Raw genomic sequence first — 22193 nt, forward strand, 5'->3', positions numbered from 1 at the left:
ACACATAGACCAGCGCGTGGGGCCCGCGGGTTCCTGCACTGGAGGCTTTCGTACGCAAGCGCCCGAAACCCTTCACAAATCCAGTCACTTCGGTGCCCATCTATGAACGGCGGCTACTTTCGAGAGCTGCCAAAGCGACATCATAGAATGCAAAGGGGGCGCCAACGCGGACGCACCCTGTGCAAGTCTCAAGCCGCCCGCGCCCGCAGTTCGTCAAAGCTGTGGCGCACCAGCATGGTCCCGTTGCGCCAGACCGGGCGGAGCAGGTTGTCGGCATCGGCCACGTCGTCCATCCGCCGCGCCACCATGTGGCCTGCTTCGAGCACCACCGCCTGCCGCCCCGCCTTGCTGGCCTTGCCGAGGTCGGTGGCAGGCGCCTTGGACACGTCGTGCCACACGCCTTCGGCATCGCCCATGGCGTTGGCCTTCATCGCAAAGCGCAAGGTGTCGCGATTGACCTGCTGGAGCAGGCCGCCGCCCATGCCGAAGGCGATGTTGTCGATGGCGAAGCCTTCCTCGATCAGCCGATCGATCAGACGGGCAATCGTGGCAGGCGTCATGCCATCGCCCTGGATCACGCGGACGTGGGGATCGAGCACGCGATAGCCCTTGGCGTTGACCGTGCCGCCGAAGGCCTCCCACAAGGTCTTGACTGCCCGCACCGGGGTTTCCACCGGGTCGCCACTGTCGGGCCGGACGACGAGCGTGCCCTTGCGCGCCAGCACCTTGTCGCGCAGGCTCCCGCCCCAGATTCCAGTCAGCGCCGCATCGAGGTCGTAGCTGTCCGAGACCACGGCGACGACCTTGCCTTCACCCTCGAAGGCGTCGAGCATGTTGGCATAGGCCGCTTCCTCGCGCTCGCGCCCCCAGCTGGTCATCGTGCTGTGCTCGGCCGCCGGGATCGAGAAGCCGGCCATGTCCGCTCCGTAATAGCGACGGGCGGCGATCAGCCCTTCCATAGTGTCGGTGCCCATGAAGTTGACAAGGTGGGCCATGCCGCCAAGGCCTGCACTCTCGCCGCTGCTGGTGCCGCGGGCGCCGAAGTCGTGCAGCTTGAATGGAAGCTGGCCTTCCACATCCTCGCTGGTCTTCGCGAGCCCTGCACGGATGATCAGGCGGCACTGGCGGCTGAGCGTGGCGACCGTAGTCGGATACCAGATTGCGCGAAGCAGCGCGGTCTCGATGAAGGTTGCCAGCCACGGCAGGCGCGGGTCTGTCGTTTCGACCTGCACCATCGGCACCCCGGTCGGCACGATCATGCCTTCAGGCAGAGCGCGGATCTCGATCGGCAGGTAGGCGCCATGTTCGTCGAGCACGATCTGCCAGCCCTTGCGATTGAAGGGCACGCCATGCGCGGTGCAGACTGCCTCGGCCTCTTCGATGTCAGCCTGGGTGATCGGCCGCCCGAGATAGTCCATGAGATAGGGCTGCAGGCCCATGAACAGCACTTCGTCAGCAAAGTCGTTGGGGCGAGCCTCGATATAGGCGCTGATCGCGCGGGTCTCGGGCGGGTACTGCAGATAGTGGCTGTGCTTGTAGCTGTCGGTTGCCAGGAGCAGGTTGGTCATGATGTGAACTCCTCACATTTTCGCCGGGTGCAGGACTCCCCTGCGCGGCGCTTCCGTCTTCAAAGGTCGGCCATTTCCTCGATGATGGCCCAGTGGTCCTCGAACAGCATTTCAGGCGACAGATCGCCAAAGCGGTACCACTGCGCGTGCGCCGCATCGTCACCGCCCTTCACGCTGAACAGCTTGCGGCGTTCGGGCAGGCGGAACAGGAAGGCGTGGGTGATGATACGACCACGCAAGGAACGGTTCGGCGCATCGAACACCCGCGTACGCGCATCCTCAATAAAGCTGGCGAGCATAGCCGGCGGGATCTGGCCCTTGCCGTCGCTGATCGCGGTTTCCTCGCGCAGCTCGCGGATCGCGGCGTCGCGAATGCGCTCGGCCGGATTTACGAAGCCACCCGGCAGTGCAAGCAGGCCCTTGCCCGGTGCCCATCCCCGTTCGACCAGCAGGATGTGTCCCGACTGGACGACGACCGCATCGGCGGTGACGAAGGGCCCCCTCCCCCATTGCGCAGGATAAGCCGCCAGAAACTCGGCTTCCTCAAGCAGCGCCTTGAAGGTCTCGCCCAGCATGAACTCGCGCAGGAACTCTGCAACACCTGCAGAGAGGATGGCGGCGGGCACTTCAGGGATGCGCTGGAAATAGCGCTGGCGCACGTCGCTCGACGAGAAGGTGCCGTACTGGCTCTCGACCTGCAGGTTCTCCCACTCCGGGAACAGCTTGAGGTAATAGGACGAGGCATCCTTGCCGTAGCCGGCCAGAGCGACACGGAAATCGCTCAGCCCATGGTTCTGGAAGCCGTGACCGTTGCCATGCTCGAGCACCAGGGAACGAACCTTGCGCTGGACCTGTGTGACCCAGGCGGTGTCGGAATAGAGGTGATCGTCGATGGGGGCGATGATCAGGCGGCCCTGTGCCACTTCGTGCCGGAAAGCGGAACGCAGCATCGCCTCCCGCTCGGCATAGGTGAAGGGATTGCGCGGATCGCGCGCGACATTGGCCGACCCCACCAGCACGAACAACCGCTCGACCTGTTCGAGCGTGCGCGTGATGACGTGTTCATGGCCGACGTGCAGTGGCTGGAAGCGTCCTATTAAGACGCCGAAATCGAACTTGCTCATATCCGAGGCTCCCCCAGATGATCGTAGCGAGGCGGACTCCCCGACTCGCACCAGTCTTATACACACTGGACTTATATCCAGTCAAGATATAAGACGGACGTCATGAGCCATCCACCCTTCGCCGTCACTGTCGACCTCGTGCTGATGACCGTCGTCGACGCTGTTCTGTCGGTCCTGCTGCAGCGCCGGGGCGAAGAGCCTTACGTCGACGCGCTTGCGCTGCCGGGCGGGTTCGTTGGCATTGAGGAGACGCTGGACGATGCTGCAAGGCGCATGCTGGTGGGCAAGGCAGGCGTTGCCGCGCAGGACAGCGCCTGGCTGGAGCAGCTGTACACCTTCGGCGATCCGCAGCGCGATCCACGGATGCGCACAGTGAGCGTCGCCTACTTTGCTCTGCTGCCACATGCGGTTCTACAACAGGCCGTTACTTCGAAAGCAGATCTTGCGTTACGCCCGGTCACAGAACCTGGCGAGCTGCTCGCATTCGACCACACCGCCATCATTGCAACAGCGCATGGGCGGCTCCGCGGCAAGCTCGACTACGCTCCCCTTGCCTTCTCTCTGCTGCCTGACCTCTTCACTCTGCGTGATCTCCAGGCCGTGCATGAGGCCATCACTGGCAGCACCTTCAACAAGCCCGCCTTCCGTCGCCGCATGCTCGACACTGGCTGGATCGAAGCAACAGGGCAGCGCGAGAGCGACACGCCGTTTCGGCCGGCGGAGCTTTACAGAATAAGTGCGCGTGTCACCGATAGCAGTGAAGTTTATCAACGAGACTTGGACCGCCGATACTCGAGGGTGCCCTGACAATTTCAAAAGTGTTTTGTGCTGTCTCCGACCAAATAAAGTCGTAGGGCCATGAACATCTAAATGGCAGCTCGACCCAAAACTAGACCATGATCTGCTCAGCTGTGATACAACAGGGGCGAGCCGAACGTTTGACGACCGAGCCAGATTTAGCATCTAAGCCGCCTTGGCCAGCCTACGCGGGGTCTGTGGTGGCTGGCCATACTGGCGCACGAACGCCTCGCGCATACGACGGATGTCGATGAAGCCCGATTCCAGCGCGATCTGGTCCATCGGGTGACGGGTCTCCTCGATCATCAGCCGCGCTGCAACCAGACGCATCTGCTCGACGGCCTTGGCCGGGGTTTGGCCGGGGCACCTCGGACGATCCCCGTGCCGCAGCCGCTTCCGCCTTCCCGCAAGGTTGCCGAAGCTCGAGGCAAGGTTTCGGCAGAGGATATCGAGGCGGTGAAGGAAGCCGGGTTCAGCGAAGGCCAGATCATCGAAATCGTCGCCGTGTTGGCCGAGATCTTCTTCACCAACCTGATCAACAACGTTGCGGGCACGGAAGTGAACTTCCCGGCGATTTAGGTCAGTGCTCCCAATGCCGAGGAAGTTGCGGCCTTGTGCGATTTTAAATCGCACTGGGCCGCGACCGATCGAAGGGAGGCCAACAGCGACACTGCTCGTAATCCGAGTCCGTCGCAAATGACCGCTTCGTCTCACGATCCGTTGATCCATTGCGACAGCAGCCGACCAATAGTGTTGAAAAACCCACTGCTGGGATCGAGGGTAATGTCAACTTGGCAACGGTTGAGGAAACGATGGGGTCGGACGTTGCGGGCCTGTTCCGTCCATGGCTGCAATTCATCGCGAATGAATGGGTTTACGATCGTGCGGGCATGAGCAAGCTGGAAGCCTTCATGCGGGCGACACAACGCTCGTCGGCATGGCTTACCGCCTAGGTACGATGTTCGCTCAGCTTGGTGGCTATGTCGGCTCGGTGGAGCGTATTGGTCCTCACTGGTTCGCGGCGGGCATGAACACGACGCTGCGCAATCCTAAAGAGGCCAGTGCCTTCGCTCTCGATCGTAGCCTTGAACTCAAGAGCCGCTTCGACACGCTGGACCGCGACATCAGGGAAAACGTGCGCCGCTTCGCTGGCAAGACTGACCTTGCTTCAATGGTGCAGCGCTACAGGTTCACCGGCATCAGCTTCTTCGATCGCCTCGTCGTCATTCCGACCTGGATCGGCGCGTACAACAAGGCCATCGCGGCGGGCATGGACGAAGACCAAGCGGTGCACGAAGCGGACTCCGCCGTCCGTGAAAGCCAAGGTGCGGGCGCTGCCAAGGATCTGGCTGCAATCCAGCGCGGGAGCGGTCCTGCCGGTGAGATGGGCAAGTCCCTGACGATGTTCTACTCGTTCCAGTTCGCGAACTATCAGCGGTTTCTGGAGTTGGCTTGGGACGCCGGAGAGGCTGTTCGCAGCCGCAATGGGAGATGGTGCCGGAACTGGCGATGCGCGGCCTGTTGCTGGCTGTCGTTGCTCCTATCCTGCCTGCGCTGCTGTCAGGGCAAGGGCCTGACGATGACAACGAGGAAAGTTGGACCGAATGGGCGGCCAAGACTTCGGTGTATGGTTTGGCGGCTCCTATCCCGTTGGCGCGCGATATCGTGCCTGTGGTCGGCCGCAAACTCGCAGGCGATCGGTCTTACGGCTATCGCTTCTCGCGAATCCAAGGCCTCCGGGAATCGCTTGAGCGTGTCGCTGGTGACGTTCGAAAGGCCGCTGAGGGCAGGGAAACCAAGAGGGCAACCCGTAACACTCTGGAAGCTGCTGGCTACATGACAGGGCTTGTGCCGGGGCAAGGCGCGGCATCGGCGCAGTTCTTCGTCGACGTGCTCGCAGGCGATACTCAGCCCCAAGACATGGGCGACTGGTTGCAAGGCGTGTGATTCGGTAAAATCTATGCGGAGCAATGACTTAGTTGCGTCAACGCAAGTAGGAGGTGGCCGCAATGGATGACATGGTAGAAATGTTAGCCTTGATCAAACAGGCCCGCGACATCTGGGAAGTTGATCCGGACGAAGCCAGCATCGAAGAGCAGCAGGCTTGGGAGGATTTAAACGAGGTCGGCATCAAGCTGGCGAGGCTCAAAGGTGAACCCGAACCGGGCTAGTCCTTCCAAATCGGCCCACACCGCACATCCTTGCACCCGTCATTTCGAGCACCTAAGCAAAGGCTCGACGAACATCATCATCAGGCTGCGGCCCTGCTTGTGCAGCGTTGCGTCAGAGCCCCGCATAGGACGTGGCTGGAATTATTTGTGATCGCCCTTGCGCACGTCGTCCAATTGACCGGAGCTTCGGAAGCGTTTGCAAATCATGTCGGCGATTACCCATGCGACGATAAATCCAAGTAGGACTATTGCGAGAACTGGTATGATCGGCATTACGATGCCCTCCGGCGAGTCGTCACTCTGGAGCGGCGCATTAAAGCCTACTGACTTTAGTTATGACAAGCCCCCCCTGTCTCCACGGGAACGAAGGGTCGATTGGGCTGTTGGTAGAAGAGGCCGGACGCCCCTTATCCGGCCCCTTTTACCGGTTGCACAAAATACTCCGGTCTGGTCATCAGATCGGAGTTTTTTGGATGGCAAACATGCTGCGAAGGCCGAACGTTGCCCGGTTCTTCAACGAAGGTAATATCTTGCCATCACGACAGGGCTTGAGTCGCCTGGTCGTGATGCCCTAGCCCTTGGGTGATCCAGCAAGGGCTAGGGCAGCTTATCGGAATACAACCCCAAGCCTGCAAGCATGCCGACGAGTAAGCAACCAAGCCCTGCAAGCGTCAGGACCAGCACCCACTCTGCAGCGTTCCAATCTGGCAGCTTCATGGGGTCCCTAGCCGTTCACTGCGAGTTGCAAGGCCAACAATGCCTTGCAGACGGCTCACCTAAATGTGAGTCTCAACAGTGTACCAAGGCGTTCTTTCCCATTGATTAATTGGGAAATTCGTCATCCTCGGTTCGGTCGCGCGACACGAATTTCCGAGACAAGATTTCCGCCAGGAACAAGGCCACAGCCAGGCCGACAACAACGATCAGGATTACAGGCAGGAGAGGCATTTGACGCGTCCCGTTGCATGCCGGGAGCGCGGTGGTCTCTCAAGCACCAGCAGGCGAACTGGCTGGTGACATCGATCTCCTACACTCGTTTGGAGTGAGTGTCGAACCTTACAAGGGCATTAGCTGTTTTGCGTTTCCGCTTTCACCGCGATCTTTCGCTCAGCATCAGCAATAGCTGCCTCGTCGAGTTTCCCAGACGCCTTCAAATAGTAGCCGGATTCGATGTCGAAACGGTCAATCTTGTCGCCTAATCCCACTGCTATTGCCACCTCTTGAACGAGGTCCAGAAATGCGGCGACAAAAGTGGACGGTTCGAAGAACCGTCTGATTCCGGCATGATAGGGACGCGATGGCCTGTGAGGAGATGGTGAGCCTCGGTGCTGGTTGGCTGATCCGCTGATTTCCTTGGTGGATCCGACTTCCGAACGAGGTTTTCGCGTTATGCAGGCGCACTACGCCCCTCAAGCCAGGCGAGCCTCTGGAAGTTATAGGCAAGGTTGGCCATGCCGATCTTGATGCGGGCGCGGGCAATGCCAATGGTGCGCACGATCAGGCCCATGCGGTGCTTTTGCCCGGCAAAGACGTGTTCGACTGCCGAGCGGATGGCTGAGCGCTTCGCATTGGCTCTGGCGACACGCTCGGGCATGGCACGGCGGTTCGGCTTGCGCTGGTGGATGTGGCTCTTGAACATACCCTTCTCAAGGAAGGCCTCGTCCTTCTTCGAACGGTAGGCGGTATCGGCCCAGACGCCCGAGCCGGTGTTGCTCGTGCTGATCAGATTCGGCAACCGGGCGCCGTCATTGGCATTGGCGGCGCTGGCATCCCAGGTCCGGATCAACCCGTGAGCCCGGTCGATGCCGATGTGGTTCTTGTAACCGAACATCGGGATGGCGAGATCGACCGGCTTGAAGGCCTTGGGATCGGCACCCTCCTTCACCTTGGCCTTGGTGTACTTCACGCTCCAGCGGGCATCGCGATCCTTCTGACGGAGCCGGGCTGGCTTTGCCTTCCATGCCTCCGGGATCCGGCCGTCCTTGATCGCTGCCTTCTCCTCCTCGGTGTTGCGCTGTTTGGGTGCAGGCACAACGGTAGCATCGATGATCTGGCCGCCCATGGCGAGATAGCCCCGGTCGGTCAGTGCGGCATCGAAGCGGGCGAAGAGCTTGTCGATTGCCTTGGCTTGCACCAAGCGCTCGCGGAACAGCCACACCGTCGTTGCATCCGGCACCGTGCCATCGAGCCCAAGGCCCAGGAAGCGCTGGAACGACAAGCGATACTTGATCTGGAATACCGTTGCCTCGTCCGAAAGCGAATAGAGCGCCTGCAGCACCAGAATTTTGAACGTCATCACCGGGTCAAACGGCGGCCGCCCGCCTTTGCCACGAACACTGCGGCGCAGAGCGGCGATCAATGGCCCCCGGAAAACCTCAAAGTCGACCACCCCGGACAGACGCTCCAACGGATCACTCGCTGCGCTCAAGGCCTCGTACTGGTTCGAAAGATCAAAGAAACCGGGCTGTCCCGCCATCATCGCCTCCGCTCATCCGCAAGGGCAGTGAATCAGGTCAGGTCACCAAACTCCAGAGTTTTTCGAGCCGTCCAAGTATCAGCGTCAAAGGGCTTCGCGTCCGCTGCTTTCATAAACATGCGCCGTGCGGTGATTGAAGATCTGAAAAAGAGGTAAGCCTTTCAGTTTTCAACTCATTCTTCGCACTTCGGTGTTAGTGGAGTCGGGTCTAATGAACTTGAGGTTGGTTTCTATGATCGAGTGGCGCCCCATTGAAAGCATGCCTGACAACCGAAAAGATGGCCGATACCTGCTTCTTTGGGATGCTGACGGCGCAGTGGTAGCGAGCTGGAATGCCGACGATTGGGAAAGGAGCGGCGGGTTCGACGACCCTATTGACGGTATTACCCATTGGGCGGACATTAATCGTCCAGGCGATCGCGCAATGAGAAATCCAAGCCAGGACGAAATTCTCAACGGGCTGGTCGAGAAGTTCAAGATCAGGCTCAATCGGTCAATCTGACGGCGGTAACGATCTCTAGCCCCACCGAGGCGTACGACACGGCAAGCCGAAGGCGGCAATGCGGGATGCACTGGGGGTGGTTGTTTCGCCCACCACCCGCCAAATTGGCGGAAGCAGAAGGCGACTGATCATCCGCTGTTATTGCCGTGCGCGACATGCCCGAGGGCTTCGACACGGGAGCCCACGCCCTGCGACCGGTGGCCATCCAGAATGTCGGCGGCCTGCTGTTCCTCTGCCTTTCCGAAAACCCGCCGCCGATCGACCGGGTGAAGGAGGACATTAGTTCCCCAGATCGCACTCTATCAGTTGGACAAGCTCAAGATCGCAGCCACTGAAGAGCTGGTTGACCATGCCAACTGGAAGCTGGTGATGGAAAACAACCGGGAGTGCTATCACTGCGAAAGCAATCACCCCCGAACTGCTGAAGTCACTGGATGGATCAGGCTTTGGCAAGGGCTTGCCCGAGGACAACGTCTGCGGCGTGAAGACCGACGCCGACCGGGCGGTCGAGGCACAGCGGGCCGAATGGGAAGCATTGGGCATCTATCGCGACCTGATTGAATTTCCGGACGGCTGGTGGCATAGCGTCGCCCGCCTCGGCCTTGCTCCGGGTGCTGTTACCCAGACCCTGAGCGGCAAGCCGGCATCGCGCAAACTGATCTGGCCCCATGGCGATCAGGTGGAAACCAGCCTGTCGGTGTGGACGCAACCCAACAGCTGGCATCACTTCTGCTGCGACCATGTGGTGACGTTCAGCCTCGTCCCGCTCGCCGCCGACCGTACCCTGCTGCGCACCAGTTGGCTGGTTCACGAGGATGCCGTCGAAGGCGTGGACTATGACGTGGACAAGCTCACCGAGGTGTGGCGCGCCACCAACGCCCAGGATGGCCGTCTTGCGGAGAACAACCACGCGGGGATCAAGACCGACGGTTATCAGCCGGGCCCTTACTCGAACGAGGAGAAGCTCGTCGATGCGTTCAAGTCCTTCTACGTCGTGAAGTCCCTCGAGGCGCTTGAACCGGCCGCAACAGAGGGCTGAGGATTGCACGGGGCCATCTCGCCGGCTTGAAAGCGAAAAGCTCAACCCGGCGATGATGGCCGCAGCGCTGACACGAGCAGGCTGGAACTGGTTGGCCCGACCGGTGCGCCCCGATCCCGCATGAGCTGCGCTCCCGGTAAAATCGGTCATGGCGCATTTCGCACACCTGGGCCGCAGTGCCGAGGGTGAAACGCCACACCCTTTTCACCCTCTATAAAGTTTATCCGCTTGGCGAATAAGCTTTGCATACGTATGGCCCGCATGACTTGCACCGGGGGGGTCAAATGGTCGTGAATTCAAATGCAGACGAGCAGCAATATTCTGTGGCGACGATGGCCATACATATCAATACTTTAAGAACACTGATCTCATGCTTGCTGCCCATGGCAGCGAAGAATGCCAATGATCCGTCACTCTGGATCGCGCAATTTGAAGCTCTGGCATTGCGAAGTGCCGATTACGCCGCATTCGAGGCCTCAGGCGCTGTCGATCCCGAGCTGATGAAGGCGGCAGTCATCAGTTCGCTGGAAGAGATTCTCGGCGCGGCCAAGCGCGCCATCATTCACGTTCAGGGCTGAGGCGCCACCATACGCCCGCTGGGCTGACGAGCTTAGCCCGGATCATGTTGCCGGCAGCAAGGGCGGACGACGCTCGTGCGTGGCTGGCCGCGGCTGCCCGCCAGCTGGCGAACAAGCATGGAGGCTGAGTGGGAACTTCCAGCCGCTGCGGTGCACTCCTGCCGCAACGATTCCATGGATCAGACATTGATTGCTGATGTTTGATCCGACACCAGAAAACCCTCTGTCCGCTCCAGATCAGGCTCTCGTTGCGCTGCTGCGTGCCTTGAAGGCGCGGCGCTATGTCTTCGTCACGCCAACTCCGGCGACGCACGCGCGGATCCGTGCCCGCGAGCCGACACGCGATGCCGCAGACCTGCGCGACGCATTGGGATGGAACATGCCGTTCGCCAAGGACCTGCTCGATCCGGAGATCCGCGACCTCCTCGACGCAGCCGGCGCGCTCGACAGGTTTCGGGACGGGCGATGGAAGTGCACCTTGCGCGTCTCCAGTCTCGGCACCGACCTGTATCTCCACTCTTCCTACCCGACCATTTCGGAAGACGCCGTCTTCTTCGGGCCGGACAGCTATCGTTTCGCAAGCCTCGTCCAGCGCGAACTCGCACCGCTTGCCCTGGCAGATGGTTGCCACCTCGTAGACATCGGCACCGGGTCCGGGGTGGGCGCCATCACGGCCGCGCAGGTACAGCCGGGTCTCCAGTTAACCATGACCGATATCAACCCGAACGCCTTGCGTCTGGCCCGGATCAACGCCTGCGCAGCGGGCATCAGGGTTCGTTCGGTCCAGGGGGAGACCCTCGACGGCGTCCGCGGGCCCATCGACATTGCCCTGGCCAATCCTCCCTACATGATCGACCGCAAAGCGCGTGCCTATCGTGACGGCGGCGACATGCACGGAGGTCAGGTCGCTTATGACATGGCCGTTGCAACAGTGGAGCGCCTGTCGTCCGGAGGAAAGTTCATCCTCTATACCGGCAGTGCGATCCTTCGCGGGCAGGATCACCTGCGCGAAGCGCTTGGCGCGATGGCATCGGGCTACGACTGCGACTTGCGCTATCGGGAGATCGATCCGGACGTCTTCGGCGAGGAGCTAGAAACTGACGCCTATGCCGCTGTCGAGCGCATAGCGCTCATTTCAGCGGTTTTCACGCGGCATGGCCAGAAAGCCCGTACAGCCAATGCCCGATGAAACCGAGCGCGGCGAACAGTTGCCGGGAACGATGGACCGGACCAAGCGCTTCACCCATATGCGCATTTCGAACTGGATGAGCCTCGGGCTTGAAAGCTGGACCTTGGCGGCAGAAGCGTCTGCGGTGATCGCCCTGCGCCTTGCGAGGTTCACCACCTGGGATGCCCGCTCGCAACACGAAGCGCTGCTGATGGTTTCCGAGAAGATCGGTACTGCCCTGGAACTGCAACAACGCGCAATCACTGGGCAGCTTGGACGGACGCCATACTCGGCCGCGAGCGCCTGCCTTGTGCACTATCGCAAGGCCGTGGTGGCCAACCGGCGGAGGTTGTCCAGGCTGCGGCACTGACGGGGACGTTGCATTGAATCCCGGCGCCGTGAAACCAGCGGCCCCCTGCGCCGTTGCGCCGTTGGACGGGATAGTGGAGTGCGCGGCTATGGCTTGGTCCTATCGCATCATCGATCACGGTCACTATTTTGCTCTTCACGCGGTGGAGGAAGGCAGCGCCGGCGAACTGCTGCAGTGTTCATCCAAGCCGATCGACTTTGCCTTCGACGCAGCCGGCGGGCCCGACAAGGTGGTCACCGAGCTGGAAATGGCCCTGAAAGCTGCTTCGAAGGCTCCCGTGCTGCCCATGCCACAAGAGTGACGCACCAGTCCAAAGCGAGCGGATCATGCCGGGCGCTGGCTGGTTGACAGGCTATCCCAACCTGATCCGGCGCGAAGAGATCTGGGAAGCTTCATTGAGGTTCAACGCTATAGGAACCAGCGGTTGTGAACACGTGCTGATTGAGGAGTGCCTTTCGCAAGCCAGAACACGCTAATCTCGACGTGCAGGAAGCCGGGCAGCCTTCGACTGGGTGGCCAGCGAAAGACTCTGTCTGGCTGCTTGGAAGGGCTTTGGGCTGGTCAGATGCAAGCGATAAAGGTCGCGCGACTCTGGGATTTAACATTCCTCCAAATGGGTCCCATCTGGGTCCGAATCGCGCTACAGCTGGACCGCGATTTCCAGAGTGCTATATTGTCGTCGCTCGCTTGACGCTTAGGGCGTTGTTGCAGCTGGACCGCGATTTCTGAAATGCTTTGATGGCTAGCAGAGCGAAGTGAAGTGCCGGGGTCGCAGCTGGACTGCGATTTCGGAAAAGCTGTGACAGATGGGCGTCTAACCAGTTGAATTGGGATTGGGAAAAACCCCATCTGTCACAGCGAAAATGCGCTTAATCTCAATGGCGAGTGCCGACTCGCGTTCTTCGAAACGCCTCGCAAGCAATTGAGCAAGGCGTTGGATCGCCACAGACACAGGCGAAATAGTTCCGCCCAGACGCAAATCATGCCCGATCAGCCGGGAAAGCCCTTGTTTTGCTTCTGGAGTTCCGGACATGATATCTTCGTCGATCATCCGCCGACTAGCCGGTCAACCCGAGGGCGAAACAGTTCCACACGATCGTCAGCGAGCGCGAACCGTTTATCCGATTTTTTGGTGGTGCAGGCCGATTACAGGGGGCAGTCCTGCCCCGATGATCGCCCCGGGCACGCAGGATCGCACGACAGTGCAGCGATGATTCAACTGGGCAGTGGCACCGCCGGCGTTCAGATCACGGGGAAAGTCAGCGCCCATCAGAGCCGGCCAATGTTTTCGTGCCGCCTGCGCCTCAAGATTGTCGCGGTCGCCGGAGCGGACGCGCCGCACCATCAGCATGAGTGCTCTGGCTTCTGCCTGCCTCGCGCTGCCAGCGATCACGCGTGCACTGTAATCCTGGTGACAAGGCTTTTCTGTCAAAGCTGTTTGAATAGCGGGCGAGCCGCATCCACTTTCGCCCGTATTCTCGCTGCCCGGGGATGGTGGCCGTCAATCGGTGATATGAAGGCGACCGCCGTATCGGTGTAAGTGCAAGGCACCAGGATTGTGCAGTGTTCTGCGAGCGCCACGACAAGGCTGGTCGTCCAGGTTACGCCGTGCGCATGAACAATAACCGCTTGAATATCGTCGAGCGCCACCCGCCCCTGTTCCTGACGATCAAGACTGACAACCAGAAATCCGCGATACGCGGACAGGTGAAGATCATCCGTGGCAATATCAACAATGCGATCCATGGCCAGCCTTTCGGGGTTGAAGGCTGGCACACCATGGATAATGACTGGTTAACGCGGTCCCGGATCAAAGATACGACCAAGTTCGTCGATACGGATCTGCCGAGCTCTAGCCTTCTGCAAACCGCCAGCAGAAGAATAGAAATATTTGAAGGGATCAATATCGGGCGAAGTCGCGTCTCGCGCTTTCAAGGGTCCTGCTTCCTGATGTTCTGCAAAGGTAATCTGACCCCCACTGGAAAATTTCACGACCCGCATAATCTTGCGCGGCTGACCTTGCGGCTCGACCGCTACCAAATCGTTCTGGCGCAAACTCAAAACTCTCTTCGCCGCTGGGTGTGGGCGCTGGACAGGCTGGCCGGCCTGGTGCGCTGCAAACATGGTTATGATGCCCGAATGAGCTTTCCCGTCCCTGTCCCTCCAGCTTGATACCCATTTTCCGTCCGGCATCCGCCACACGTCATATCGCGCGTTGGCATCGCCCTTGTAGGCTTTGAAGGCATGACCCGATGCGTCACGGATCGGGATGACCTTCAATGTTTCCCGCACTCTGACATGCCGTATACCCTTGAACACAGGGTCTGATTTGGAGAACTGGGCCAGCGCCTCCTGGAAATCCTTACCCGATTTGCCGTCAGTGGCCTCCCGCAGTGCCCGCTGCAAAGCAGCGTCCGGGATGCGGATGGGATTGGAAAGGTCATCCGGTTTTAGGCTGAGCAGAGGCACACGGTGGACGACAATCGGCAAGCCGCTTTCGCTGGTCAGGCCGGTCAGTCCGTAGGCAGTCTCGTTGTGCAGCCGTGCGGCGGTGGCATCCTTGCCCTTTGCCGGAACGCCCTTGCGGCCATGATCGGCCTTGTGACTGCCAACAACGCGCGCCAAAGACTCATGCAAATCTTCGCGGAATGTTTCCCAAGGTTTAGGCAGATCGATGAAAAGCCTGTCGAGATCCTGACGCTCCGCGCGGCCCGCCGCCCTCGAAATCTCGTTCAACAGACCCCGTGTCGTGACCCCGACAACGGCGGCATCAATCGCATGGTGGCGATGATCGAGGCGATTCTTGGGCGCGCCGCTATGGGGATTCTCGACATAGTTATGATCGGGCAGAAGCTCGTTCAAACCCCATAGGCGCCGCAGCATCGCGGTCATGCGACCGGGAATGACATAAACCCCGGCAGTGTCGGGATAAAGGCTCGAAAGATAGGTCCGTGCCATCCGCGACAGATATTGCGTGTCGCTCAGCTGACGCGCAATAAAGCCGCCCTCTTGATTGAAGCGTTCGATTGCGTCCGGGGCAAAGCGCCATTGCTTTGATTTATGGAGCCGTGACACTTGCTCGGCGATGATCGCCCAGCGCTCCGTGTGTCCCCAGGCTTCCCAAGGCGTCCTGTTGCCCTTCTCCCTGTTGCAGCTGCGATGCGCGATGACCTTGTTTGCGGCGCTATCGTCGAGTGAACGGGAATAGGGAATGATGTGTTCAATCTCGGTTTCGCCTGAGAACAGCGCCATTTGCCCGATGTGACGTCCGCAAAACGGACAGCACCGGTCGAGCGGATTGTTCGGATTGAGGTCTTCCCACAATTTCAGGAGCGACCGGTTCGCCCCGGTATCAGGCTGTCCGCTTTCGAGTAGTTTCTTCGACCTGGCCTCAGCAGCGCGAGTGTTAGCGCCGATACGCCGGTTGTGTTCGGCCTTGTCTTTCTCGCTGAGCTTCAGTTCGCGTGCCAGTTCGACAACAATCTCATCCGGGCGGCCATGAGCCTTGATAAGGGCATTCAGCAAGCGGCGGAGCTGGTTCAGGCCGATATGGACCGTGGGATTGGTGATCTTGCCCCAGCGTATTTCGTCGTCGTCGTCCGGATCGAGCGAGCCGGGCGGAATTTCCCGTGAAAGGATTTCACCGTAGTAAGGCAGCTGCTCCAGTATCTCGCCGGTGCGGAAATCGCTGTGCGACTTTCCGAGCGCGGCTTCCACTGCCTCGTTGTATGTCAGCGGATGTCCATCTTTCGACCCCGACTTGAGTTGGGCGAGAATCAATCGGCTGGCCGTTTCGCCGAGGCGCCCATGGCCTTCTGGCAGGCGCACACGCCCAATTGCTTCCGCCTGTTCCACAGTGACACCGTGCGTGGCCATCAACCAGTCGCGCAGGCGCACCGGATCTTCCTCCTCTGTCACCGTCTCGATAATTGACCATTGAACGCCGGGATCGAAATGCGCCCAACGATCACCAAAGCACCTTTTGTCGCTGAATGAGGTGAAGATATCATCGCCGGCAAGACCAGTGCGGTTTTCGGTAACCCTGCTGAAGCTCTCACCATCAGCGAGCTTCAGCAGTCTCGCCAGGCCTGAGAAACTCGCGGTCTTCGCCGATTTTAGTTTGCGGATGATCTTGTCGCGCTGGTCGAGCGTCAGCTTTCGAGATGGTGCTCCCGCTCTCGTGATTTCAAGCTGATTGACCTCTTCATACAACCGCCGTTCCTGAAACAGCGGGTGGGCCTTGGGCAGGCGTGGCTCTTCGTTGAAAAAAGTGCAGCCTCCGACTTTCGGTGCCTTCAATGGTCGCTGGAAAAAGATGATGCGCCGCAAGCGGTCACGGACAACATCGGTCAACAACGCAGGATTATATGCGGCCTGCGCGTCCCAGATTGCATCGAACTCAGCTTCCAGATGGCGGCGCTCGGGGTAAAAGTCATAGCCATCTCCTTCCGCGCGCAACCGCACGCGTCTTGAATCCCTGCCAGCCAGAAACTCCCCATAGGTGCGCGCGCCTGCTTCATGCATCGCCAGATCGAGCGCCTTTGCACCGTCTGCGATCTTGCCCCCCTCCTTGTCATCCCCTGCTTTGCGCTCAGCCTTACGGTTCGATTTGAAGCCTCGCCGCTGGTTCAGATGGAAGAGCACTCGGCCAAGAAGGTGGGCATCCAACGCTCTATCCAACGCTTGCGCGCGCAGAACATAAGGGTCGCACCCGGTCAGGGCTTTGGATTCCTGAACGTCAGCAGGCATGAGGCCAGTGTTTATCAGGGCCTCCAGCAGAGCTGACCGACGCCGAATATAGCGATCACGCCGCCGCCGCATTGCGCGTGCGACTCGTCGCTCAACCGCAAGAGACGCTCCTGACCTGGGATCGCGCCCGTCCGAGAAAATGCGAACGCCGATGTCGCGTATACCGATCGGCCTGCCTGATCCATCAAGATTGAAAAGGCACCAACCAATGCTGTTCGTGCCAATGTCGAGACCGAGACGCGTACCCATCGCAAATCCTGCTGTAAGCCGATATCCGATTTTGACGAGGGATATTGACGACTGCAAGCGACATGGTATTTTCAAGTCTCAGAAATTGCAGGTCTGGTTGTTAACAAGCAACTTGATTGCACCAAATAAGGTGGGGGCTGCGGCCCCCATTTTTACAGCGCGATTTATTTGAGTCTCGCGCTGAATTAGCTCGACCAGCGACACTCAAAGGCGCAAGTGGCGGTATCTTCCGGTCTATGTCAGGCCTATCCCCGCGAGACACACGAGATGGTGTTTGACGCCCAAGCCCAGGGCTTCGCCTTCTTCAACCGCGTTCCGCTGAGGGGGATCCATGACACATGAAAACCCGCAGATCCGCGGTCTTCGGGGCAAGAAGCGTTTACGACGACGGCATCAATAGCACCGTGACTTTTCCACCGGCCGCGACCTTCACCGCCGGCGCTCGAGTTACCGCGGCCTTCAACTCCAAGCTGAACCTCTATGGCAAGGCAGGCTAGGCCAATGCCCGCATAAAGAACGAACTCAACGGGTCCGTGATAACTCACCGAGTTTGGCAATCCGTCCAGGGAGCCCTACTGGCGAGGGGTGCTTGCCCGTCAGTCGCGGAGCCGCTTGGCGGCACAGGGCGACAGTGCGCTTGCGATCAATCCAACACAGTCTCGATCACGTCCGTGAGGAGAATCCTGTATTGGGGCTCAGGATTGAGCCACCCCGCGCAAGCAGGCCGATTGCTTCCAATGGCGATTGCGACGATGCTCGACCCTGTTAGGAGCGATCGATGGAAATGCTCGACAGGTTAATGCGCTTTATCCTGCAGACAGGCTTGCCGCCCCATGGCTTTTGCCTCCTTTGGGATCCGGGTCTTGTCTGGACGCATGTCATCGCCGACGCGCTCATTGCAATGGCGTATTACTCAATTCCAGTGGTTCTCTGGCTGTTTCTGAGGCGTCGTCCGGACCTTGAATTCGGTTGGGTCCTGGGCCTTTTCGCCCTCTTCATCCTGGCCTGTGGCACAACGCACCTGATCAGCATTCTCGTGTTGTGGGTTCCGGCATACGGTATCGAAGCGCTCGTCAAGGTCATCACGGCTGGCGCCTCGATCGTGACAGCGATTGTTTTGTGGCCACTTCTACCAAAGTTGGTTGCCGTACCCTCGCCGAGCCAGCTGCAATCCGCACTTGACCGATTGCATGAAGAGGTGGCCGAGCGCCAACGCGCGGAAGAAATGCTGCGGCAGTCGCTAAAAATGCAGGCTGTGGGCCAGTTGACTGCAGGGATCGCACATGACTTCAATAATCTTTTGACGATCATCAATGGCAATCTGGAGCGTCTGAAGCGCGGAGTTGATGACGAGCACAAGGCCGCAAGAAGCATCGAGAATGCCCTTTCAGCCAGCGAACGGGCGGCAAGGTTAACCGGTCAGTTGCTCGCTTTTGCCCGCAAGCAGCCCCTCCTGATCGTCCCGGTCGACGTCAATCAGGCAGTCTGCGATCTTGTGCCGCTAATCGAACAGACGACCAATGGGAAAATGACGATCGAGACGGACTTGTGGCCCGCGTCCCTGGATATCGCGATCGACAAGAACCAGTTCGACGGAGCGATCCTGAACCTCGCGCTCAATGCCCGGGACGCGATGCCGGCAGGTGGTCTTTTGCGGATCACCACTGCCCTGGAAGGTGGGTCCGTTGCTATCTTTGTGAAAGATCAAGGCGTCGGGATGGACAGCGAGACCATTTCACGGGCGGTCGAACCGTTCTTCACGACCAAGCCTGTCGGTTCTGGCACCGGCCTTGGCTTGAGCCAAGTCTTCGGATTCGTGGTGCAAAGCGGTGGGCAGGTCAAGATCGAGTCCGAGCCGGGAACTGGAACCAGCGTGAAGCTTTCTTTTCCGCGACGTGTTGGAGGGGCAGATGAAGCGAGTGCTGGCTGTTGACGATGAGCCGTTGCTTCTCGAGCTTCTCGTCGATGAGCTTGAACTTGGCGGCTACAAGGTCGAAAGTGCCTCGAACGGTGATGCTGCCATGGCCCTGCTGGGTTCGGATCACAGGTTCGACGTGATCGTCACGGACTTGAGGATGCCTGGCAAAGTCGATGGCTGGATGCTTGGCCGTCATGCCCTCGACAGCGATCCGGATGCTCGCGTAGTCTACATGACAGGGTATGCCGAAATGCCGGCGGCGTTGACCGATCGAGAGAAGTTTCTGCGCAAACCCTTCACAATGGACAAGCTTTTCTCGCTCCTCTGAGAAGGACCGTTCTTCCCTTCCAGGCCTTGCAGGCGATCTTTGTGTGTCGTCCTGGATCAACCCCTACGTTCAGTTACGAGCCGTAACTTGAGCCGCTGCGCAATGCGCAAATTGGCAGTCGCCCCGCAATTCCCGCCAATGACCGACCACCGGGCCTGACGCGAAACGAAAGTCACCTTGGCGATGATCGCCGAACCCACACAACCGGGCTGCCGCATCTGGCTGCGCCATGCCGACCTTGACGGCCATCCGGTGCCACAGGGATGCCAGCAGCCGGCAATTCATCGATAGAGCACCGGCAATAGGATGATCTGACCGATGGCAAGCAAGGCTTGCCATTCATGATTAATGCAAGCGTGCCATCGACTTTCCGGCAATGGTTTTGCGGGTGTGCCTTAGCGGCGGAGATGGCCGGGCCGTCGATCGCCGGGTGAACACGGCCGTTGACGGTTCGAGCGTGCGCTGCATCTCACGGCCGGACGATGGCCCGCCTGTATCCTGCCGCTTGCGCCTCCGCCTCGCTACAGAAGATTTCCTCCGGGCGGGTGGCTTCATAATAGGGCATCCCCGGCAGATGATAGATCCACTGGCCGCGCCTGTTGCGATTTCCCTTGATCACGCAACCGGACACGCGCGACGGGCGAGACGTGGAGGCTCGTGCGGTAGCGGCACGATCTCGAGGTTGGCCTGCATGGCGAAAATCGGCTGGCATCTGGAAGGTGCTGCTCCAGATGCCAAGGCCGTAGCGTTTGGCCCGAAGCTCCGCATCGACATAGTCGAGACTGTACTCGCGATAGGCTGTAGCCCAGCCATTCTCGACCAGAACCCTGTTCAGGTCTTCCGAACCGGCCTTGCAGATAGACACCGCCCGGCCATAGCTGTCTGTGCTCAAGCGTCTGCAATGGACCTGGGCACCTGCAATCAAGGCGGAAAGTTGCTCTTTGGCCGCTTGGCCGCAGGCCCAGGTCTCGCCATCGCGCTGGCATGTCTGAGCAAGTTCGGGCGCATCGATTCCGAACAAGCGGACCTTCTGGCCTGCGACAACAAGGGAATCGCCATCTGCTGCCGTTGCACTGCCCGTTATAACCTGAGCGTGTGCCGGAAAGGCCAAGGCTGCAACCAGGGCGAGGGCAGCGATCCAGTTGCGCATCATCATTCCTTTGCCGGTTCAAATCGCATAACCTCCATAGAATTCAAGAAATTACGATTCGGTGATCGGGCAGAAGCAGGACCACATTTGCCGATCTTGCAGCGCTCGGGTTTGGCGCGGCAAGAGACGATAATCCATGCGCGCGAGCGGACTCTTCGCAGGGCTTGTAACGCGTTGGCCGGGACACGCCCTGCTTGCCCATAGCGATAGCATTGTGAGGCATGAGCTTGATCGCTTGCCCTGGTCACCGTTATTCGAGGCACTGGCACCGTTGGCTAGCCCTTTTTCAAGCCGCGCTGGACATGCGGCGTGCATCTCATGGCCTGGCTGAGAGCCTTGCCGGTGCCCCCTCCCCTTCGCCGCACCATCTATCGCCGCGACATCGGCAGCGTCGAGCCTGAGCGTGAAAGGCGATGCCCAGCCCCGGGGCTCCCTCGGGCGCGTAGATTGCCTCGCCAATCTTCCAGCGAGCCAGATCGAGAATATCGACGGCAAGCCGCCGATCGCCGTCCAGTCGCGCTGCGCGTCTTCGAGCAGCTATCTGAACAGTCAATCTGTCTCAGGCGCATTCTGAAGCGCTCGACAGATCATTCGTACTGCTTTCGCGGGTGGCGAAGCGCTGGCGGGAACGCGCGGTTGGTGACCTGGTCGAGCCTTGCATTCCTATATCTTAAGTGGTCCTGGACATGCTCGGCGACCTGTGTGGCGATCCGGCTGGACGAGCATTGCCTCGGCGCGCGATCCGTCATGGCGCTGCCCGCTTGCTGCCAGGTCAGGAGGCAGACGGGGCGATGGCCGGCGGCACGATCGTCCAGGCCCTGCTCATCAGCCTGCTGATTTTCACCCCGACCCCATCGCTGACGCGGCACAGGATCGTCTTGTGGCCCGACTGGACTACGCGAAAGCTCCGCTCGCTCTGCCCGTCGGTGAAGGTCAGCGGCTCGGCGAGAACCAGCATATCGCCGGGCGACGGCTTGCGGCGCGCGGTCAAGGCAAGGCGCTGACGGCAGTGTTCGCGCCACTGCGCGGCATGTTCATTGCCGGGTGGCCCGAGCAGGTCGAGGATCGAGGCCGGGCAGTCGTAATTGTACGGCCCCATCGTTTCGGTGAGATCCTTGTAGCCGAACGCCTCGCTGCTGCGCGCGGCGGGCTTCCATTTGACGAGGCAGATGATCGCGAAAGTCTCGCGCGGGCCATCAGCGTCGTAGCTCTGGCAGGCGGCGTAGTAGGCACCTGAACGAACCGTCGACTTCAGGACACGCAGGCCCGTCGTCCGGCCCCTGTCGGGGTCGGGCGGATAGGTGCACTGGTTGTCGAGATAGGCTTGCGGCGTGGCGAACGGAGCCATGCCATCGCGTGACATGAATAGCCAACCCATGGTCTCTTCTCCTCAACTAGCGCCCTTTGGCGCGGATTTTTGAGTTTGCGGCCTTGCGGACGACAAGCGCGGGGAAACGCGTCGGCATGGCAAGGACGACGACGAGGCAGGAGTGGTTGCTCACCCCCGACCTGGCCGCACCAGCACTGATGGCGCAGGCGCGGCGGTCGTGGCGCTTATCGGGGAGGCGCTGTTGGACACAAAGATTGCCGGACAGAGCGCTTCCACATTCCTGACATGCCAGCGCCATGTGCCTTCCCGCGTAGACTTCCAAAGCGCAGGTCATGCAGCGAACTCCTCAGGCTGGGGCTGCTGGGCGTGCATCCAGTCAGCAGCAGCCTGAGCCTTGCTGGCGGCAGAGAAGATGGCGCGATGATCGTCTTTCAGCACGCGCAACCACGATGCAACGTAAGCAGAATGATCGGCGCGCGGATGGTGGGCGATTCCGAGGTCGGCAAGCACGAAGGATGCTGTCAGTTCAGCACAGATCTCCTCCATTGCCAGGCTGTCGCGCTTGAACCTTGCGGAGAAGTTGCGGTCGAGCCGGTGCCTTGCTCCTGTGGCGTGGGCTGCCTCGTGGTAGGTCCCATCCATAACGTGTCCTTTCTGTCCTCTTCTGCCAATCAA

24 protein-coding genes and 1 pseudogene are annotated in these 22193 nt (G+C 60.0%); 14 read left to right on the top strand and 11 right to left on the bottom strand.

Annotated features, from left to right (window positions below):
• Positions 1–188 precede the first annotated feature (188 nt).
• Positions 189–1568, bottom strand: coding sequence for a nicotinate phosphoribosyltransferase (locus tag NJ75_RS21525; RefSeq protein WP_039338029.1), 1380 nt, complete (start codon positions 1566–1568; stop codon positions 189–191).
• A 59-nt stretch (positions 1569–1627) separates the two neighbouring features.
• Positions 1628–2692 (bottom strand): bifunctional nicotinamide-nucleotide adenylyltransferase/Nudix hydroxylase, encoded by a 1065-nt coding sequence (locus NJ75_RS21530; RefSeq protein ID WP_039338030.1) that lies wholly within the window; start codon positions 2690–2692, stop codon positions 1628–1630.
• 102 nt (positions 2693–2794) lie between these two features.
• Here NJ75_RS21530 and NJ75_RS21535 point away from each other — a divergent pair, with 102 nt between their 5' ends.
• Complete coding sequence (locus NJ75_RS21535; RefSeq protein ID WP_052242734.1) at positions 2795–3499, top strand: NUDIX hydrolase; 705 nt, start codon at positions 2795–2797, stop codon at positions 3497–3499.
• Positions 3500–3655: 156 nt separating this feature from the next.
• Here the strand turns inward: NJ75_RS21535 and NJ75_RS23995 are convergent, their stop codons facing one another.
• Positions 3656–3820: a helix-turn-helix domain-containing protein gene (locus NJ75_RS23995; protein ID WP_231735508.1), complete on the bottom strand. Its 165-nt coding sequence runs from the start codon at positions 3818–3820 to the stop codon at positions 3656–3658.
• Positions 3821–3871: 51 nt separating this feature from the next.
• On the opposite strand from NJ75_RS23995, the gene NJ75_RS21540 reads away from it, so the two are divergent.
• The 4 genes from NJ75_RS21540 (at position 3872) to NJ75_RS24575 (ending at position 5661) form a co-directional block, all read left to right on the top strand.
• Positions 3872–4069, top strand: a complete 198-nt coding sequence (locus NJ75_RS21540) for a carboxymuconolactone decarboxylase family protein (protein WP_230487962.1) — start codon at positions 3872–3874, stop codon at positions 4067–4069.
• A gap of 212 nt (positions 4070–4281) precedes the next feature.
• The gene (locus NJ75_RS24565) at positions 4282–4443 is read left to right on the top strand and encodes a hypothetical protein (RefSeq protein WP_156135919.1); all 162 of its coding nucleotides are present in this window, start codon (positions 4282–4284) and stop codon (positions 4441–4443) included.
• Positions 4428–5330, top strand: coding sequence for a hypothetical protein (locus tag NJ75_RS24570; protein WP_062780551.1), 903 nt, complete (start codon positions 4428–4430; stop codon positions 5328–5330). Before NJ75_RS24565 ends, NJ75_RS24570 begins: the two co-directional genes overlap by 16 nt.
• Positions 5331–5499: 169 nt before the next feature.
• Positions 5500–5661, top strand: coding sequence for a hypothetical protein (locus tag NJ75_RS24575; RefSeq protein WP_156135920.1), 162 nt, complete (start codon positions 5500–5502; stop codon positions 5659–5661).
• A gap of 1067 nt (positions 5662–6728) precedes the next feature.
• Here the strand turns inward: NJ75_RS24575 and NJ75_RS24580 are convergent.
• Both NJ75_RS24580 and NJ75_RS21550 read right to left on the bottom strand, forming a co-directional pair.
• The gene (locus tag NJ75_RS24580) at positions 6729–6878 is read right to left on the bottom strand and encodes a hypothetical protein (RefSeq protein ID WP_156135921.1); all 150 of its coding nucleotides are present in this window, start codon (positions 6876–6878) and stop codon (positions 6729–6731) included.
• Between the two features lie 170 nt (positions 6879–7048).
• On the bottom strand, positions 7049–8137 hold the full coding sequence (locus tag NJ75_RS21550; protein ID WP_039338312.1) for an IS5 family transposase: 1089 nt from the start codon (positions 8135–8137) through the stop codon (positions 7049–7051).
• A gap of 232 nt (positions 8138–8369) precedes the next feature.
• Between NJ75_RS21550 and NJ75_RS24000 the strand changes: the two genes are divergently transcribed.
• The 6 genes from NJ75_RS24000 to NJ75_RS21580 all read left to right on the top strand — a co-directional run bounded on the left by NJ75_RS24000 (position 8370) and on the right by NJ75_RS21580 (position 12095).
• Positions 8370–8639 carry a hypothetical protein gene (locus NJ75_RS24000; RefSeq protein WP_174544622.1) on the top strand — a complete coding sequence of 90 codons (270 nt, stop codon included), beginning with the start codon at positions 8370–8372 and terminating at the stop codon, positions 8637–8639.
• A 457-nt stretch (positions 8640–9096) separates the two neighbouring features.
• Positions 9097–9678 (top strand): SRPBCC family protein, encoded by a 582-nt coding sequence (locus NJ75_RS21560; protein WP_052242736.1) that lies wholly within the window; start codon positions 9097–9099, stop codon positions 9676–9678.
• Positions 9679–9962: 284 nt separating this feature from the next.
• The gene (locus NJ75_RS21565; protein WP_156135922.1) at positions 9963–10256 is read left to right on the top strand and encodes a hypothetical protein; all 294 of its coding nucleotides are present in this window, start codon (positions 9963–9965) and stop codon (positions 10254–10256) included.
• Positions 10257–10452: 196 nt separating this feature from the next.
• Complete coding sequence (locus tag NJ75_RS21570; RefSeq protein WP_052242737.1) at positions 10453–11445, top strand: methyltransferase; 993 nt, start codon at positions 10453–10455, stop codon at positions 11443–11445.
• Positions 11435–11794: a hypothetical protein gene (locus NJ75_RS21575; protein WP_230487956.1), complete on the top strand. Its 360-nt coding sequence runs from the start codon at positions 11435–11437 to the stop codon at positions 11792–11794. The genes NJ75_RS21570 and NJ75_RS21575 overlap by 11 nt, the downstream gene beginning before the upstream one ends.
• An 88-nt stretch (positions 11795–11882) precedes the next feature.
• Positions 11883–12095, top strand: coding sequence for a hypothetical protein (locus NJ75_RS21580; RefSeq protein WP_039338035.1), 213 nt, complete (start codon positions 11883–11885; stop codon positions 12093–12095).
• A gap of 513 nt (positions 12096–12608) precedes the next feature.
• Here the strand turns inward: NJ75_RS21580 and NJ75_RS24585 are convergent.
• The 3 genes from NJ75_RS24585 to cas9 all read right to left on the bottom strand — a co-directional run bounded on the left by NJ75_RS24585 (position 12609) and on the right by cas9 (position 16792).
• The gene (locus NJ75_RS24585; protein WP_156135923.1) at positions 12609–12845 is read right to left on the bottom strand and encodes a hypothetical protein; all 237 of its coding nucleotides are present in this window, start codon (positions 12843–12845) and stop codon (positions 12609–12611) included.
• Positions 12846–13222: 377 nt separating this feature from the next.
• Complete coding sequence (locus NJ75_RS23560) at positions 13223–13570, bottom strand: CRISPR-associated endonuclease Cas1 (protein ID WP_156135924.1); 348 nt, start codon at positions 13568–13570, stop codon at positions 13223–13225.
• An 18-nt stretch (positions 13571–13588) separates the two neighbouring features.
• On the bottom strand, positions 13589–16792 hold the full coding sequence (gene cas9 / locus NJ75_RS21590) for a type II CRISPR RNA-guided endonuclease Cas9 (RefSeq protein ID WP_039338036.1): 3204 nt from the start codon (positions 16790–16792) through the stop codon (positions 13589–13591).
• Positions 16793–17130: 338 nt separating this feature from the next.
• Here cas9 and NJ75_RS24590 point away from each other — a divergent pair, with 338 nt between their 5' ends.
• From NJ75_RS24590 to NJ75_RS21600, 3 genes are all read left to right on the top strand, one after another.
• Positions 17131–17289 carry a hypothetical protein gene (locus tag NJ75_RS24590; protein ID WP_156135925.1) on the top strand — a complete coding sequence of 53 codons (159 nt, stop codon included), beginning with the start codon at positions 17131–17133 and terminating at the stop codon, positions 17287–17289.
• 281 nt (positions 17290–17570) lie between these two features.
• Positions 17571–18725 (top strand): ATP-binding protein, encoded by a 1155-nt coding sequence (locus tag NJ75_RS21595; RefSeq protein WP_211257966.1) that lies wholly within the window; start codon positions 17571–17573, stop codon positions 18723–18725.
• Positions 18703–19038, top strand: coding sequence for a response regulator (locus tag NJ75_RS21600; protein ID WP_039338037.1), 336 nt, complete (start codon positions 18703–18705; stop codon positions 19036–19038). The genes NJ75_RS21595 and NJ75_RS21600 overlap by 23 nt, the downstream gene beginning before the upstream one ends.
• Positions 19039–19507: 469 nt before the next feature.
• Here NJ75_RS21600 and NJ75_RS21605 read toward each other — a convergent pair whose 3' ends face one another.
• From NJ75_RS21605 to NJ75_RS21615, 3 genes and pseudogenes are all read right to left on the bottom strand, one after another.
• The gene (locus NJ75_RS21605) at positions 19508–20188 is read right to left on the bottom strand and encodes a thermonuclease family protein (protein WP_211257967.1); all 681 of its coding nucleotides are present in this window, start codon (positions 20186–20188) and stop codon (positions 19508–19510) included.
• A gap of 772 nt (positions 20189–20960) precedes the next feature.
• A complete protein-coding gene (locus NJ75_RS25225; RefSeq protein ID WP_039338041.1) occupies positions 20961–21566 on the bottom strand; it encodes a DUF6927 domain-containing protein in 606 nt (201 codons plus the stop codon).
• A 282-nt stretch (positions 21567–21848) separates the two neighbouring features.
• Positions 21849–22145, bottom strand: a pseudogene (locus NJ75_RS21615) (zincin-like metallopeptidase domain-containing protein); the annotation flags it as partial.
• Positions 22146–22193: the final 48 nt, after the last annotated feature.

It is taken from the genome of Novosphingobium subterraneum (assembly GCF_000807925.1).
Classification (GTDB): domain Bacteria; phylum Pseudomonadota; class Alphaproteobacteria; order Sphingomonadales; family Sphingomonadaceae; genus Novosphingobium; species Novosphingobium subterraneum.